Source organism: Novosphingobium sp. TK71 (assembly GCF_055361505.1).
On the sequence record NZ_JBSZKA010000001.1, the window covers coordinates 579,686 to 594,462 of the forward strand.

The 14,777-nt window shown below is 63.6% G+C and carries 9 protein-coding genes; 4 read left to right on the plus strand and 5 right to left on the minus strand.

What is annotated here, in order from left to right:
- Nucleotides 1-7: 7 nt before the first annotated feature.
- Nucleotides 8-2,698: a TonB-dependent receptor plug domain-containing protein gene (locus ACXJ16_RS18900; RefSeq protein ID WP_443478825.1), complete on the minus strand. Its 2,691-nt coding sequence runs from the start codon at nt 2,696-2,698 to the stop codon at nt 8-10.
- 210 nt (nt 2,699-2,908) lie between these two features.
- On the opposite strand from ACXJ16_RS18900, the gene ACXJ16_RS18905 reads away from it, so the two are divergent.
- Nucleotides 2,909-4,084: an ROK family protein gene (locus ACXJ16_RS18905; RefSeq protein WP_324699514.1), complete on the plus strand. Its 1,176-nt coding sequence runs from the start codon at nt 2,909-2,911 to the stop codon at nt 4,082-4,084.
- Between the two features lie 99 nt (nt 4,085-4,183).
- On the opposite strand, the gene pyrC is transcribed toward ACXJ16_RS18905, so the two are convergent.
- Both pyrC and ACXJ16_RS18915 read right to left on the minus strand, forming a co-directional pair.
- The gene (pyrC, locus tag ACXJ16_RS18910) at nt 4,184-5,221 is read right to left on the minus strand and encodes a dihydroorotase (protein WP_324699515.1); all 1,038 of its coding nucleotides are present in this window, start codon (nt 5,219-5,221) and stop codon (nt 4,184-4,186) included.
- Between the two features lie 92 nt (nt 5,222-5,313).
- Entirely contained in the window at nt 5,314-6,069 is a 756-nt protein-coding gene (locus ACXJ16_RS18915) for an SDR family NAD(P)-dependent oxidoreductase (RefSeq protein ID WP_324699516.1), read from the minus strand.
- A 191-nt stretch (nt 6,070-6,260) separates the two neighbouring features.
- Here ACXJ16_RS18915 and ACXJ16_RS18920 point away from each other — a divergent pair, with 191 nt between their 5' ends.
- Nucleotides 6,261-7,073, plus strand: a complete 813-nt coding sequence (locus ACXJ16_RS18920) for an SDR family NAD(P)-dependent oxidoreductase (protein ID WP_324699517.1) — start codon at nt 6,261-6,263, stop codon at nt 7,071-7,073.
- Nucleotides 7,074-7,137: 64 nt separating this feature from the next.
- Here the strand turns inward: ACXJ16_RS18920 and ACXJ16_RS18925 are convergent, their stop codons facing one another.
- Both ACXJ16_RS18925 and ACXJ16_RS18930 read right to left on the minus strand, forming a co-directional pair.
- Nucleotides 7,138-8,658 (minus strand): GH39 family glycosyl hydrolase, encoded by a 1,521-nt coding sequence (locus ACXJ16_RS18925; protein WP_324699518.1) that lies wholly within the window; start codon nt 8,656-8,658, stop codon nt 7,138-7,140.
- Between the two features lie 344 nt (nt 8,659-9,002).
- Entirely contained in the window at nt 9,003-12,464 is a 3,462-nt protein-coding gene (locus tag ACXJ16_RS18930; protein WP_324699519.1) for a glycosyl hydrolase, read from the minus strand.
- Between the two features lie 322 nt (nt 12,465-12,786).
- Between ACXJ16_RS18930 and ACXJ16_RS18935 the strand changes: the two genes are divergently transcribed.
- Both ACXJ16_RS18935 and ACXJ16_RS18940 read left to right on the plus strand, forming a co-directional pair.
- Nucleotides 12,787-13,107: a 2Fe-2S iron-sulfur cluster-binding protein gene (locus tag ACXJ16_RS18935; RefSeq protein ID WP_132468888.1), complete on the plus strand. Its 321-nt coding sequence runs from the start codon at nt 12,787-12,789 to the stop codon at nt 13,105-13,107.
- 59 nt (nt 13,108-13,166) lie between these two features.
- Nucleotides 13,167-14,744, plus strand: coding sequence for a cytochrome P450 (locus ACXJ16_RS18940; RefSeq protein WP_054441806.1), 1,578 nt, complete (start codon nt 13,167-13,169; stop codon nt 14,742-14,744).
- Nucleotides 14,745-14,777: the final 33 nt, after the last annotated feature.

A 14,777-nucleotide genomic window follows, 5' to 3' on the forward strand; every position in this document is an offset into this window, starting at 1 on the left:
CGGCCGATCAGAACTTCTTGCTGATGCCGAACTGGAACACGCGGCCGATGCTGGTGACGGCGTAGCCGTCCAGCGAGTTCAGCGAACCGTTGTAGACCGGCGGGTCCTTGTCGAAGAGGTTGTCCACGTTGAAGGTCAGCGACAGGTCCTTCATCGCGCCGCTGCCCTTGAAATCGTATTGGGCGAACATGTTGATGGTGTCGAAAGCCTTGACCTTAGACTGGTTGAGGTTCGATGCCAGCGGCGCGACGTTCCAGCCGCCGAGGTGGCGCCAGGTGGCCTGTGCGCGCAAGTTGCCGAATGCGGCGCCGAGCGTGGTGGACAGGATGAAGCGGGTCTGCGCCTTCACCGTATCGACGAAGCCCGCACCGGCGACGGCCTGCTCCTTGCGGTTCAGCACGTAGTTGCCGTTGATCTGCGTATAGACCGAGCCGAAGCCGGTCGGCTGGTCGTAGGCGAGCGAGAAGTCCAGGCCGTCGGTATTGACCGCGGCGAGGTTGGTGCGCCTGCCATCCGCAATCGAATAGACCTGTCCGGGAACCACGGTGTAGGGCGAAACCGCCGCGAGCCCGTCCGGCACTTGCGACGCCAGCGCGTTCACCTGCGCGATCGTCGGGTTCATGACGTAGTTGTTGGTGAACAGGCTGTAGAAGGTGGACGGGTTGAACACCGGCGGAATGTCGATCAGGTCCTTGAACCGGATGTTGTAGTAATTGAGCGTGGCGAGGAACCCCGGCAATGAAGGGGGTGCGATGTCGAAGCCGAGCGACCAGGTCGTGGCCTTCTGCGGCTTCAGGTCGTTGCCGCCGCCGCCGAGGAAGATCTGTGCCTGCCCGGGCTGGGGGGCGACATTCGGATTGGCGAACAGGATGAACGGGAAGGCGAAGATCGTGGCCGGGGCGGCGTCGGCGCCGTCCGCAAGGCTGGGTGCCTGGAAGGACTTGCCCCAGGTGCCGCGCAGCTTCAGGCCGTCGAACGGCTCGTAAGTCACGCCGAACTTCGGATTGAAGGTGCCGCCGAAGTCGCTGTAGTGATCGTAGCGGCCCGATGCCGACAGGCTCAGCGAATAGAAGCCTCCTGTGCGGTTTTGCTGACCGAAGACGGGCACCTGTACTTCGCCGAAAAGCGCGGCGATGCGGCGGCTTGCGGTGTTGAAGGGCATATCGTCCACCGCGCTGGCGCTGACGGTGCCGTCGATCCGGGACTGATACTTCTCATAGCTGTATTCACCGCCCGCCGCGATCTTCACGTCCCCGCCGGGCAGATGCGCCAGGCTGCCGTCGACGACAACGCGCGTGTTCAGCATCTCGTTCTTGCCCAGACCATAGTCGAGGAAATTCGAGATCAGCGGCAGGACGGCGGCATTGGCCGGGTTCGACAGGTTGTAGGGATCGAAGTTGCCGGTGAGGACGAGCGTGGAGAGGGTGCCGTCGTCGATCTTCTCGTTGGCGACTTCTGACCGGCCGCGGCCGTAGTTCCCCAGCCAGCGCAGTTGCCAGCCGCTGCCGAGATCGGCGGTGAGGGTGGGGGTGACGCCCCAGGTCTCAAGCCTGGTGCTCTGCCGGGTATGCTCGCCCAGCAGCGAGGAGAAGTCCATCGAAACGGACTGGGCCTGGAAGCTGTTGGCATCGCCGGTGTTGCGATAATAGGGGTTGAACACAGTGCCGGGAACGAATGGATTGATCGGCGCGATGGTGGCCGTTGCGGTAACGGGGCCACCGTCGCCCTTGTTCACGCGGTTCATGTAGAATGCGCGCACGTCGAAGGTGACCGGGCCGCCGTCATCGAACGAAAGGCCGGTGAATACCGAGTGGCGTCGTTCGCTGGGATAGAAGGTGCGGTTGTCGCTGACGTCGCAGCGGTTGCCGGAACCGGCTGTCAGCCCCGGCAGCGCATAGACCGTGGATCCGATAGAGACGTTGCCGGCCCCGCAGGTCAGGTCGAACGGCAGGCCGGAGGTATAGTCCAGCCGGCGAACGTAATCTCGGTCCCGGCCATAGAGCGAATCGTGCCAAGCGTAGTTGTAGCTTGCATAGACGGACAGCGCGTCCCAGGTCTTGCCGACCGTGACGTCGGCATTGACCGACTGATAGTCGTCCGCAACGCCGTAGCGTCCCCTGGCTTCGATGCCGTCGAAACGCTTGCGCGTGATGAAGTTTATGACGCCGCCGACAGCATCCGCCCCGTAGATCGAGGAGCCGCCGTCGAGCACGATCTCCACGCGCTCGATCGCGCCGGGCGCGATGGCGTCGGGATCGGGAACGGTCTGGCGAACGCCCATGCCGGGAAGGCGGTGTCCATCGACCAGCACCAGCGTTGACGAACCGCCGCCGGATGCTCCCGGCAGGTTGCGCAGGTTCGGGCGGTTGATGGTGATCTGGCTCGAACTCACGGCCGACACGATGGGCGCGGCATTGAACGACGCGGTTTGCGGCACGCTGGCAAGCAGCTGCGCGGTGGAATTGGCGCCCACGGCGGTGATCGCCTGGGCATTGAGCGAAACCGTTTCCGAACCTGCCGGCGCGACGCCGCGCAGCAGGGTGCCGGTAACGATGATTTCCTGGATTTCCTTATCGCTCAGCGGCGGCGGGCTTTCCTGATCAGGAACGGCCTGCGCCATCGCGGCGATCGGTGTGAGTGCAATTATCGAGACGCCGAACAGCGCACACTGACGGACGGATCCGCAAGTCCTTTTCATACCCTCTCCCCTGTGCGGCACCTGCGGATTTTTCCGGGTTGCCGGTCTTGTTTTCCGCCGCTTCTGCTGTTGGCTATGAGGCTGTCGCAAGCGCCGGAGCACTAGGATTGGCAGATTCGCGGTCGCTTGTCTCGGGAAAAATTTAGAGGCTAAAATAAATCGGGGCCGCGCGGTGTTGCGGATACCGGGGAATTGGCCGATGGGAAGATCATGCGTCTATCGGATCAGGAATATAATCGCCTTCTGCTGCTCAAGAAGGTGCGGACGAGCGAGCCGGTTGCCCGGATCGATCTTGTCGGGCTGACCGGGCTGACGGGGGGGACGATCACGGCGATCACCGCCGATCTTGTGAAACGCGGCATCGTGATCGAGGAGAAGGTGGCCTCCAGTGCCCCGGGGCGGCCCCGGGTCAACCTGCGGATCAATCCGACCGGCAAGTACGTCATCGGCATCAATGCGACAGGTGACGGGCAGGCCGTGGCCGAGATCGTCAATCTGAGGGGCGAAAGCCTTGGCGTAGCAACGGCTGAATTAAAGCCGGCGACGCGGATCGAGGATCTCGCGCAGCAGTTCGTGGCGGCGCTGGAAGACGCCATTGCCGGCTGGCCGGTGAAGCGGGAGGAGATTTTCCGGATCGGAGTCGGGCTTCCCGGCATCGTCGACAGCCGTACCGGCATCGTCGAGCAGATCATCACGTTCGAGCCCGGCCCGTGCAACTTCGGGGACATCGTCTCGGGCGCGCTCGGGATTCCGACGCTGGTGGACAATAACATCAACCTGCTTGCCCGTGCGGAGCATTGGTACGGTGCAGGTGCCCATGCCGACGATTTCACCCTCATCAATGTCGATCTTGCCATCGGCGCGGCGCTTTACCGAGGCGGGCAGCTAATCAGCGGCGCGCACGGGATCGCTTCGGAATTCGGGCACACCAAGATCATGCCCGACATCGGCCGCCCTTGTTTCTGCGGCGCCAACGGCTGCCTGCAGGCCTATTGCTCGATCCATTCGATCATCGAGCAGTCCTGTGAGCGACTGGGGCGGCAGATGCCGTCACACGAGGTCATGAACCCCTGTTTCGATGGATTGATGGCAGAATATGCCGCTGCCGAGATCGACATCCGGACGGTGCTGGAACAGGCCAGCCACTATCTCGGCATAGCCGTGGCCAATCATATCACCATGCAGGACCCCGAGGCGGTCATCATCATCGGGCCGCCCGTTGCACGGATGGATGAGCTGCGCGGTGCCTTCTTCACGGCTCTCGAACAGAACACCTTCCCCGCTTTGCGCCGGCGGACCAGACTCTACTTCAAGGCGCGGGATCAGGGCGCCTATGCGCGCGGCGCTGCGGCGATGGTGCTGGAGCATGTCTACGCCGCATCGTGAATTTCACGGTTTGGCGGGGAGTAGGTAGATGAGGAGAGCCGGGTCATCCTCCTCATCTACCCAGTCGAGCGCTTGCAGGCTGTTGCTTTCGGGTCGGCCTTAGCCGACGAAACGCCAGCGGATCGTCTCTCCGGCATGGAAGGGAACGAGGGTGATGTCGCCGTCGACGATCGTTTCCGCCACGGCCACGTCCTCGCGCTTCAGCGTTACCGTGCCCTCGTTCAGGGGCAGGCCGTAGAAATTGGGTCCGTGTTCGGAGGCGAACCCTTCCAGCCGGTCAAGCACGCCTTCCTCGTCGAAGACCTGCGCGTAGCTTTCCAGGGCGAACGGCGCATTGAAGATGCCGGCGCATCCGCAAGAGGATTCCTTGCGGCCGATGGCGTGCGGCGCGCTGTCCGTACCGAGGAAGAACTTGGGCGACCCCGAAACCGCCGCCTTGCGAACGGCGAGACGGTGCCGTTCCCGCTTGGCAACGGGCAGGCAATAGGCGTGCGGACGAATGCCGCCATCGAAAATCGCGTTGCGGTTGATGATGAGGTGCTGCGGCGTGATCGTTGCGGCGATCCGGGGGCCGCTTTCAGCCACGAACTCTGCGGCGTCGGCTGTGGTGATATGCTCCAGAACGATCTTGAGCGCCGGGAAATCTCGGACCAGCGGCGCGAGGACGCGTTCGATGAACACAGCTTCGCGATCGAAGATGTCGACATCGCGATCGGTTACTTCGCCGTGGATCAGCAGCGGCATCCCGATCCGCTGCATCGTTTCCAGCAGCCCGGTGAGCTTGCGGATATCGGTGACGCCGTGGGCGGAGTTGGTGGTGGCATGGGCGGGATAGAGCTTGCAGGCAGCGAACACGCCCTGTTCGTAGCCGCGCTCGATTTCCGCCGGATCGGCATCGTCCGTCAGGTAGCAGACCATCAGCGGGGTGAAGTCCGTCCCGGCCGGCAGGGCGGCGATTATCCGCTCCCGGTACGCCTGCGCCGAGGCCACGCTGATGACAGGCGGCGTCAGGTTCGGCATGACGATGGCGCGCGCAAACTGGCGCGCGGTATAACCGACGACTGCGTTCAGCATCTCGCCATCGCGGAGATGCACATGCCAGTCGTCGGGGCGGCGGATCGTTATCTGCGATGTCATGAGGCCGCTCTAGCCCACCTCGATGGCTGTCGTCGATGCCGGATTCGGAACATTTCCGCTGCAACGATCGGTGCGTGCTGTCGGTTCGAAAGTTACCCGATGAACATCCCCCCGTTTACTGCGAGCACTTGCCCGGTGACGTAGCCGGCGCCGTCGGATGCGAGGTATTCGCAGGCCGCCGCGATATCTTCCGGGGTTCCGGGGCGTGGAATCGGAATGTGCTGGGCAATCACGTCAAGCGGCGGGAATGTCCCCGCGGCGATTCCCGCTTCTGCCATCGGCGTTGCGACGACCGATGGAGGGATGGTGTTGACGGTGATTCCCTGGCCCGCAAATTCGCGGGCCAGTGCGCGCGTCAATCCGATCACTCCGGCTTTCGCAGCGGAGTAATGCGCACGATCCGCCGCACCGGACTGGGCGGCCTGCGACGAGATCGTGATGATCCGGCCCCATCCTGCCGCGACCATGTCGGGCAGCGCGGCCTGTACCGTATGGAAAACGCCGGTCAGGTTGATGTCGATCATGCGCTGCCAGGTTTCCACGGTTACGTCCTGGAAGCGGATGCCCTCGGATATGCCGGCATTGGCGACCACGATGGCGATGGGGCCCAGTTCCTCGCGCACGGCGGCATAAGCGGTTTCGATGCTATTCCGGTCGGAAACGTCGACCTTGCGGGCAAGGATCGCCGCACCTTCCGAGCGCAGCGCGGCGCTTTCCCGGTCCAGCGCGTCCTGCTGGATGTCCAGCATCGCGACGGGGTGCCCGTTGCGGGCGAACAGGCGCGACACGCCCAATCCGATGCCCGAAGCTCCGCCGGTGACGACGACGACACGATCATGGCTGCTCATTTAGCTCTCTCTCTCCCATCCGTTTCGTTCCGCCGCGCGGTCGCCGCCGAGCTTCCTGGCCCGAGCGCGCTGCGTATGGATCGCTAGTTTATGCGATATCGTGGCGCACAACTTGCGTGATGTCCAGCCCACCGATAGGCATGGAGCGCGCGATTCGGATCGCGTGATAAAATTGGAATGGGAGAAAGAGAGTGCCAGTGCCGGACGTTTCCAACCGCTCGATCAATGAACTGATTTCCCTTGCGGGCAGGAGCGCGGTCGTGACCGGGGCGGCCTGGGGACTGGGAAAGGCAACCGCGAGGCGGCTGGCCGAGGCGGGGGCGGCCGTGCTCATCGCCGACATCGACGAGCAGGCGGCCGCTGCCACAGCCGGGGAACTGTCGGAACGCTATTCGGCCGACGTCTCGTTCGCCTGTCTGGATGCGGCCGATAGCGGTTCGATCGCCGCCGTGGCCGATCTTGCGGAGAGCCGGTTCGGCAAGCTGGATATATGGGTCAACAATGCGGGCATTCCTTCGTTCACGCCTTTGCTCGATCTCGATGACGCGGAATTCGACAATGTGCTGGCGATCAATCTTCGCGGATCGTTCGTGGGCGCGCGGGAAGCCGCGCGCCGGATGATCGCGCGCGGACAGGGCGGGGTGATCGTGAACGTGGCGTCCCTTGCCGGTGTCATTGGTATTTCCGAAGGCCAGGCGGCCTATTGCTCGTCCAAGCATGGCGTCGTCGGCCTCACCCGCCAGTTGTCCATCGAACTCGGCGCGCACGGCATCCGGGTTCTGGGGGTGGCTCCGGGCTTCTCTCTTACGGAAAAGACGATGTTCATCGCCGATTGGGATGAGGCAACGATCAGGAACTGCCCCATTCCGGGTATCGGGGCCAGCCGACTCGGCCGCGTGGGTGTGGCCGACGATATCGCCCGCGCCATCCTGTTCTGCGCGTCAGACCTTGCCGCATTCATGACCGGCAGCACGCTCCTGCTCGACGGCGGCGTCGCCGCCTGAGCATTCGCCGCGATCCGCCGGCCCGGCGGCAACCTTCTGGAGGCTGGCGCCGGGACGGACGGGATCAGAGCAGTTCGACGAGCGCGAGACCTTCCGGCGGGAGGTCCAGGGCGAGGGTTCCGTCACTGTCGAGGCGGCGGCGTTCGATCACGGGTAGAGAGGCCTTGCGCAATTGCGCAACCTGATCGCGCGAAGGATACTGCGGTGAACCCATCGCTCGCCAGGCCGGCATGGGCGAGCCGCGCTCCCAGTCCACATAGCGGACTTCCGCGGTTTTACGGCCGCCGATACCGTCGAAGGCAAGCGTTATGCGCTTTGGCTCGCCCTTGATCCTGCGTTCTGCGGTCATGCCTGGAATGCCGCCGGGTTGATCCACTTCCGCCAGGTTCCACACCAGCACGGAAACACGTCCGTCCTTCCCGCGCGAAGCCAGTGCCGGGCCCTGGGCGGAGAGCCGCTCGGTGCCGAGGCGGTGCAGCAGGCGATAAGTGTTGAACGAAGGCTTGGCGATGCCGTCGATCATCATGCTCCAGCCCATCGAGCCTTCCTTCAGCATGTAGTCGTCCACGCCCAGTTCCTCGTACATGCCGCTGAGCGTCCACTGCGACATCCCTGCACAATGCGCCATGCCCTGAGCGATGACGTGGGCGATCATGGCCGGGCTGTCCGACGACCATTCGGAAAGCCACAAGGGCTTGCCCGCGAGTGGACCCGCGTCGATGGTCCGGCGTGCATTGCCGAGCGCATCGGGGATCACGTCGTTGACGTTGCGCCGGGGCGCGTCCTTGCCGAAGACGTCGTTCTGGTCGTCACCGGCGTAGACGTGGGTGGCGAAGAAATCGACCGGCGCGTTGTTCGCCGCGCACCATTGCGCGAAATCCCCGATCCAAGCCGTTTTCGACGTTGCCGGTCCTCCTACCTGAATGCGCGGATCGACCGACTTGATGGCGACCGCGGCGGCCTTGTACATATCGAAGTAGCGCTGCTTGTCCGCTGTCCAGAAGAACGCGAGATTGGGCTCGTTCCACACCTCGAACGGCCAGGTGCGCACGGTTTCTATGCCGTAACGGTCCACCATCGCGGCGGTGAACGACTTCAGGAAGCCGGCGAATTCCGCGTCGGAAGTCGGCGGGGTGATGTTCCCGCCGTAGAAACCGAATTGGGTTTTGCCGGAGGCCAGTTTCCCCGGCATGAAGCTCAGTTCGACATAAGGGCTGATGCCGATGTCGAGCATGCCGTCGTAGACCCGGTGTACATTCAGCCAGTTCGGCCCGCCGTTGCGGCGCATTTCCAGGATGCTCTTGCCGAATACGCCGAGCTCGTCATTGAAGATGCCGTGGAAGCGGGCGCGTTTGAAGCCCGCTTCGGCCCGGCCGATCCGCATGTCCTGCCGCCATTCCTCGCGCATGGTGATCGCGGCGCGGTCCGATCCTACCGATTCTTCCCACACGTGGGGCAGCGGCCCGGTTACGGCGCGGGTGTCCACTCGAACGGTCTGGACCGCCATATCGGCCGCGCGGACGCCCCTTGCGGAAAGGGCCGCCGCCGCGGCACCGGATGCCAGGAATGTACGTCGATCAAACATGCTTCTCTCCACAATATTGTCGGATGCGCGGAAGGATCAGTGCGCCATTTCTATTTCGAAAATCGAGCTTGAGCCGGCGAGCTGTGACCGTGACGGGTAAGCTGCGGGTTACTTCCGCGAGCAGGGCGCCCGCTTCTTTCAGCAGGTCGGTGGTGATCGCCAGACCGGAGCCAGCGGCTGGGACGCTCGACGGAAGGACGTGCAGAGCCGGGCACGGCAAGCGCGGCTTCCATAGCGATCGAAGCGACAAGTCGCCGGCCGTTTGCCATTGTCATCTCCCATAATGTCGTGCGGCCATTTTTTTGGCCTTCACGTTTTCTGTTTATTGGTCTGACCAGTGATTGTTACCGTGTTTCTGACCCTGACACACGTTTTCTTCCCGGCGATGCTTTTAAAGCTGCATTGCGGTCCATGTTGACGTTGCCGGAATTCTTCAACGGGAAGCCGAGCAGCCGGATTGGACCGATCAATCCCGAGCGGCGCAAGGGCGCGTCTTTCCGGTAGGTGGGCGTCGCGGTCCATGTCACCTTGTCCGCTCCCGGCTGCGCATCGCCGATGAGGCGATTGACCCAGAGGTTGGCGACGCGGACTTGCACGCGGTTCCTGCCCGGTTTCATGAACGCGCCGATGTCGACGCGGTAAGGCGCATGCCAGGCGTGGCCGGCAATGCGGCCATTGATGCTGACTTCCGCGATCTCCCGCGCTTCTCCCAGATCGAGCTGGAGAGGCTGGCCTGCCTTCCAGCCGCGCGGCGTATCTATCTCGCGCGAGTATGTGGCCACGCCGGAAAAGTAGCGGATCGCCGGATCGTCGTTTTCGTCCAGCGGCGCCAGCGCCATGCGCACGCTTGCGGGCGCGCCGCGGCCGGGTTCGAACGCGACATTCCAGAGGCCCGGAACCGTCGCCAGCGGGACGGGATCGCGGGATGGCGCGGATTGCTGGCGTGCCGGGGTTTCCTTGCGAAACACCACGTTCACGGATTCGTCGGCCTGAAAGGTCAGGGGGATGATCGTGATGCCGTCCCGGATAGTGAAGCTGACGGATTCGGATCGGCCGGTCTCCGCATGCCACAACTCGGGTATCCTGCCGGCGATCCTGAACCGGGCTTCGATCGTCTCGGTTCGGTCCTTCTGATTGGAAATGAAGTAGATGTCGGCCTCCTGCGACTGTCGGTGCACGAACGGCAGATGGCTGTCGGCCTGCGCGCCGGTGTAGGAAAAGTCGGGCCTGACGCCGATATCGGTCAGGACGGAAGCGAGATCGTTAGTGTTAAACACGCGGCCTTGCCCGACGGCGGTGTCGGGCCGGCCCGGCCAGAGCTTGCCGAGCAGGCCAGCGTATAGGTCTTTGTCCGTTTCCAGCCCCGGGTCGCCGATCGGCCGCCGGCCCACCACGATCGCGCCTTGTTCTGCCAGGGAAGCGACCCTGCGCAGCACGGCAAGGCTCATCCGGCTGGAAGAACCGCCGAGATAGAGCACGCGGTAACGTGCGCCGCCGATGCTGGCGAGTTCGCCGCGATCGACTTTCAGGGCTTCCACGAGCGCATCGGCATTCACGAAGTCGAACGCATGGCCTGCGGGAATGCCGGTAGCTTGCCCATTTCCGAAAAGGGATGTGAGGGGCGCTTCCTCGCCGTGGAAATAGGCGACATCGGCAACGTTCCTTCCCTGCTGCAGCATCAGCGCGTTGCGTGCGATGTAATCCATCCACGGCCGCGCGAGTTCGCCCCATGCTTCGTTGCGATTGAAATCCTGCCCGAAGATCGAAAGGCGCAGTCCCGGCTTGCGGTCTTCCACCGGCACATGAACCGAGGTGTGGATGACCGGCCGGTTGATGCCGCTTGCGAATTCCAGGTCGATCATGCGCTTGAGATCGGCCGGACCATAGGACCACGGCGAGAGCATGGACGTCAGTGATTCCGCCGCCACGAATGTCCTGCCATAGATATGAGCGACCGATGCCGCGCCCTTCATGTCGGCTAGATAGGTGGGCTTGGGTCCTCCTGCGCGAGGGAAGGCCCACATTGCGGCCATGGGAATATCGGCGAATTTGCGCATGGCCATGTCGTCGCCCAGCATGGGACGGTGGTCCTCCAGAGCTTCGCCGTAGACGATCATGCCGTGTTCGTGGGCTGACCGGGCGATCGTACCGTAATGCTCGCTGGCGAGCAGTTCCGCCAAAGTCCGGCGGAAGTCATGGAGGAAGCGGTCGCTCCGGCTTCGCGATCCGACGATCCTGCCGGTGAGGGCCGGCATCCAGGGAACCGGATCGTATCCGCGCAGGCGCCGGAACCGGTCGATCATGCCGGGCGTCCAGTTCGACGCGCCCACTTCGATGCTGTCGGTCAGGATGGCCCGGATCCCTTTTTCGCCCATCAGATCCTGGCCGGCCGCGTCGCGATAGGTTTCAAGGTAGTGATCCATGTAGCGCTGCACCGCTCCGGCGTCGTACTTGTCCACCTCGAGCCCGGTGGCCTCCAGCGGCGCCGGGTGGTTCATGGTGCCGACGAGCGAATAGCCGAACCGCATGATCCGCCACCGCCCCTTTGGCGGCAGCCAGTCCAGCGTGCCGTCGGGGCGGAGGCGCGCTGTCACGTCGATCACATCGGTCGGGGGCGTTCCCGGTGTGTCGATGAGTCCGTGGTCGAGATCGTAGTAGTCCGGCACGACGTCGAACCCGGCCTTGGCTTCGGCGCGATTGATGCGATCGGTTTCGGAAAGGACGAATTCGGCAATGCGGATGGTCTTCGCCTGCCCGGTGCCGGAAAACCCTGCCGCCAGAGCGGAAAGATCGACGCCTGCGGGTGGCGGCGCGATGTTGGGCAGGCTGCTGACTTCCTCGAACACGGCGCGGAACCGGCTTGCCTTCACGGGCGGGAAGGCCATGGTCGTGGGCACGCGCGAAAGCGGTATTTCGGATACTGCCGTCCACGTCCCACCGGTCGTTTCGGCTTCCAGTCTGGCCTTGAGGTTGGCGCCGACGAATTTGCCGGAACCGCCGGGCACGAAGAGCGTCATGGACCGGACCGTGGTTGGCCGGGCGTAGTCCAGTTCCAGGACCGATGGGCCTTTCGCCGCCTTGGCGAGGTCAACCGCGGATTCGAGATCGCCGTCCGCCAGGGCGGCTCCGTCAATCTTCTGCCCGGGGCCGTCCCTGTAGGATACGGGCGCCGGCACCTCGTTTACGGCGGCTGGAAAAGCCAGCACGGCGACATCGCGGTAGAAGGGCTGCGGAACTTCGGGCGCCTTCTCGTTAATGGTTGAGTTCGTTCCCGACTTTGCCGCGATCGACTGGAAGGGCCCGGTTATAGCAGGCGGCGCGGGGAGCGCCCGCGAGAACGGTTTTCCGCCTTCGATAGTCACCTCGCTCCAGACCAGTTTCTTCATGCCATCGGCGGGCGGCACCCATGGCCCGCCGGTTTCGGACCATCCCGGCGAAGAGGCGATGGCCAGTTCGATGCCGAGCCGGTCAGCTTCCCGAGCGGCGGCCCTGAACGCCGATTTCCAGGCGGGCGTCATGTAGACCAGTCTCTGGTCGACGATCTGCGGGCTCTGCAGATTGACATCGAAGGACTGTGCACCGCCGATACCGGCGCGCTTCATCCAGGCAAGATCCCTGAGGAGTCCGTCCTGCGTGATATTGCCGTTGATCCAGTGCCACCAGACGCGCGGCCGCGCTTCCATGGGAGGATCGTTGAAGGCGGCTTCGAGACCCCGTGCTTCCGCGGGCTGGGCGGGATCTGCTCCATCGGCAAGCGCGGGGGCCGAGCAGATGGCGGCCGAGAGTAACAGAAACTGCTTCAACACTTTGGCATAAAAACGAAAATTCCCTGCTGCCATGTCTCTGCCCGTTCCTGCATCGTTGCGCGAAAAATGCCTGGCCGGAACAGGCCCTTGCGTACTGTCTCCGGCGCCATGTATTTTGTGCGATACAGTATCGCGTATTAATGGATTGAAGCGCTGTCAAGCCAGTGACGCGGTTCGGCCGGCTGATGCCGCCGCATGCCCCCTTCCCATCCTCGTTCGGGCTTGACGCATAAGCGGCGTCAGGTTTATGCGCCACTGTATCGCGTAAAAACGAAATCCGGTTTGAAGCCGGTGGGGCCGCGGTGCAGGAGAGGGCTGGAAAATGACGACGATTATCGTTGTGGGCGCGTCCGGAGAGGAAAGAGCCCTGGAGGCGAGGCCGGGGCAAACCGTCATGGAAATCATCCGGGATGCCGGGTTCGATGAACTGCTGGCGCTGTGCGGGGGCTGTTGCTCCTGCGCGACCTGTCACGTCCATGTCGAACATGTGCAGGGGACGAAGGCCCTCGATCCCATGAGCGATGATGAAAGCGATCTGCTGGATTCGTCGAGCCACCGGAATGAGCGCTCGCGCCTCTCGTGTCAGTTGCAGGTCACCGATGCGCTCGATGGCCTGCGCGTGAGGATCGCCCCCGAAGACTGAAACACCGAAACACTCGCTTGCCGGGCAACGCACCCGCGCAAGGAACAGGAGCAGGATAGATGACTGAACTGGCCGATCGGGACTATTTCACCGACCATGAAATCCTTGTCGATCCCTACGCCTATTTCGAGGCCGTGCGCGGGAAGGGCGGGATCTACAGACCCAAGGGCAAGGATTACCTGATCGTCACGGGGTTCGAGGAGACCCTCGAAATCATGCGCAATTCCGAGGATTTCTCGGCGATCATCGGGCTTCAGGGCGCCTCGGCGCCCTTGCCGTTCACACCCCGGGGCTGCGATATCACCGCCGAGATCGAGGCGCACCGCGAGGCTTTCCACGGCGGCGACCTGCTCGTCAACCTGGACGACAATGCCCATCTTCAGTTGCGGTCGCTGGTCAACCGCCTGTTCACGCCTTCGCGCCTGAAGGCGAACGAGGCATTCATCCAGGCCTTCTCCGACGAACTGGCGCGCGATGCGGTGGCGAACGGCAGTGTCGAACTGGTCCGGGCGATCGCGACCCCGTTCGTCACGCTGGTCATTGCCGATCTTCTGGGTATCCCCGCCGAGGATCGCCAGCGCTTCATCGAGATCATCGAGAACGCGCCGCCCCCCGGAAATCTGGACGGCGAACTCGATCTTGACGCCGAGGACCATCCTTTCGTGATCATGGGCGGCTACTTCGCCCAATACGTTGCCGATCGCCGCGCCAATCCGACCGAGGACATCCTTTCCGAGCTGGCGAACGCCCGTTACCCCGATGGGACGCTTCCGGACGAGATGGCCATCGTCAAACTGGGCATGTTCATGTTCGGGGCGGGGCAGGACACCAGCGCCAAGCTGCTGGGCAATGCGATGCGCTTCATAGTCGATCAGCCCGGCCTTCAGGACCGGCTCCGTGCCGACCCCGCGCTGATCCCGGCCCTGATCGAGGAAGTGCTGCGGCTGGAAGGATCCACCAAGCAGACCGCGCGCTTGGCGCGCAAGGACACGAAGATCGGCGATCTCGAGGTTCCTGCCGGAACGAAGATCATGCTGGCGATCGCGGCGGCCAATCGCGATCCGGCACGTTGGGAAGATCCCCAGGAATTCAGGCTAAATCGCCCGAAGATCAGGGAGCATGTCGCATTCGGGCGGAGCGCGCATACCTGTGCGGGCGCTCCACTGGCGCGTGTCGAGGTCCGGATCATTCTCGAGAAGCTGCTCAGGTACACGTCGGATATCGACCTCGATCCCGCGGTTCATGGGCCGCGCGGTGCGCGAAAGCTCGACTTCGAGCCGAGCTTCATCATTCGCGGGCTGGCGGAACTGCATCTGAAACTGACCCCGGCAGACGGCGTCGATCTCAACGCGGCGCAGCCTTCGATCCTCGGGAAGACCCCTGCGGTCGAGGCGTCGCCGTCACCGGTCGCTCCGGCGGGTTACTCCACGGCCGGGACCAGACTGGCAGTGCTGTTAAAGGACGAGGCAGCCAAGGCGGTGCTCGATGCGCATTTTCCGGGGATCACGGCAGACAAGCGGATCGGCATGGCGAAATCGATGACGCTGCGCGCCATCCAGAAGTTCGCGCCCGGCCAGTTTACCAACGAAGCGCTGGATGCCGTTGACCTGGACCTGGCGGCACTGCCGACCGGCTGATGCACCGTTTCCCTTCGCCTCGCCGGACGCACG

Excerpts from the sequence above, each read along its gene's own strand:
- ACXJ16_RS18900 (WP_443478825.1), bottom strand. The coding sequence starts at position 2,698 with ATGAAAAGGACTTGCGGATCCGTCCGTCAGTGTGCGCTGTTCGGCGTC.
- ACXJ16_RS18905 (WP_324699514.1), top strand. The coding sequence starts at position 2,909 with ATGCGTCTATCGGATCAGGAATATAATCGCCTTCTGCTGCTCAAGAAG.
- pyrC (WP_324699515.1), bottom strand. The coding sequence starts at position 5,221 with ATGACATCGCAGATAACGATCCGCCGCCCCGACGACTGGCATGTGCAT.
- ACXJ16_RS18915 (WP_324699516.1), bottom strand. The coding sequence starts at position 6,069 with ATGAGCAGCCATGATCGTGTCGTCGTCGTCACCGGCGGAGCTTCGGGC.
- ACXJ16_RS18925 (WP_324699518.1), bottom strand. The coding sequence starts at position 8,658 with ATGTTTGATCGACGTACATTCCTGGCATCCGGTGCCGCGGCGGCGGCC.
- ACXJ16_RS18935 (WP_132468888.1), top strand. The coding sequence starts at position 12,787 with ATGACGACGATTATCGTTGTGGGCGCGTCCGGAGAGGAAAGAGCCCTG.
- ACXJ16_RS18940 (WP_054441806.1), top strand. The coding sequence starts at position 13,167 with ATGACTGAACTGGCCGATCGGGACTATTTCACCGACCATGAAATCCTT.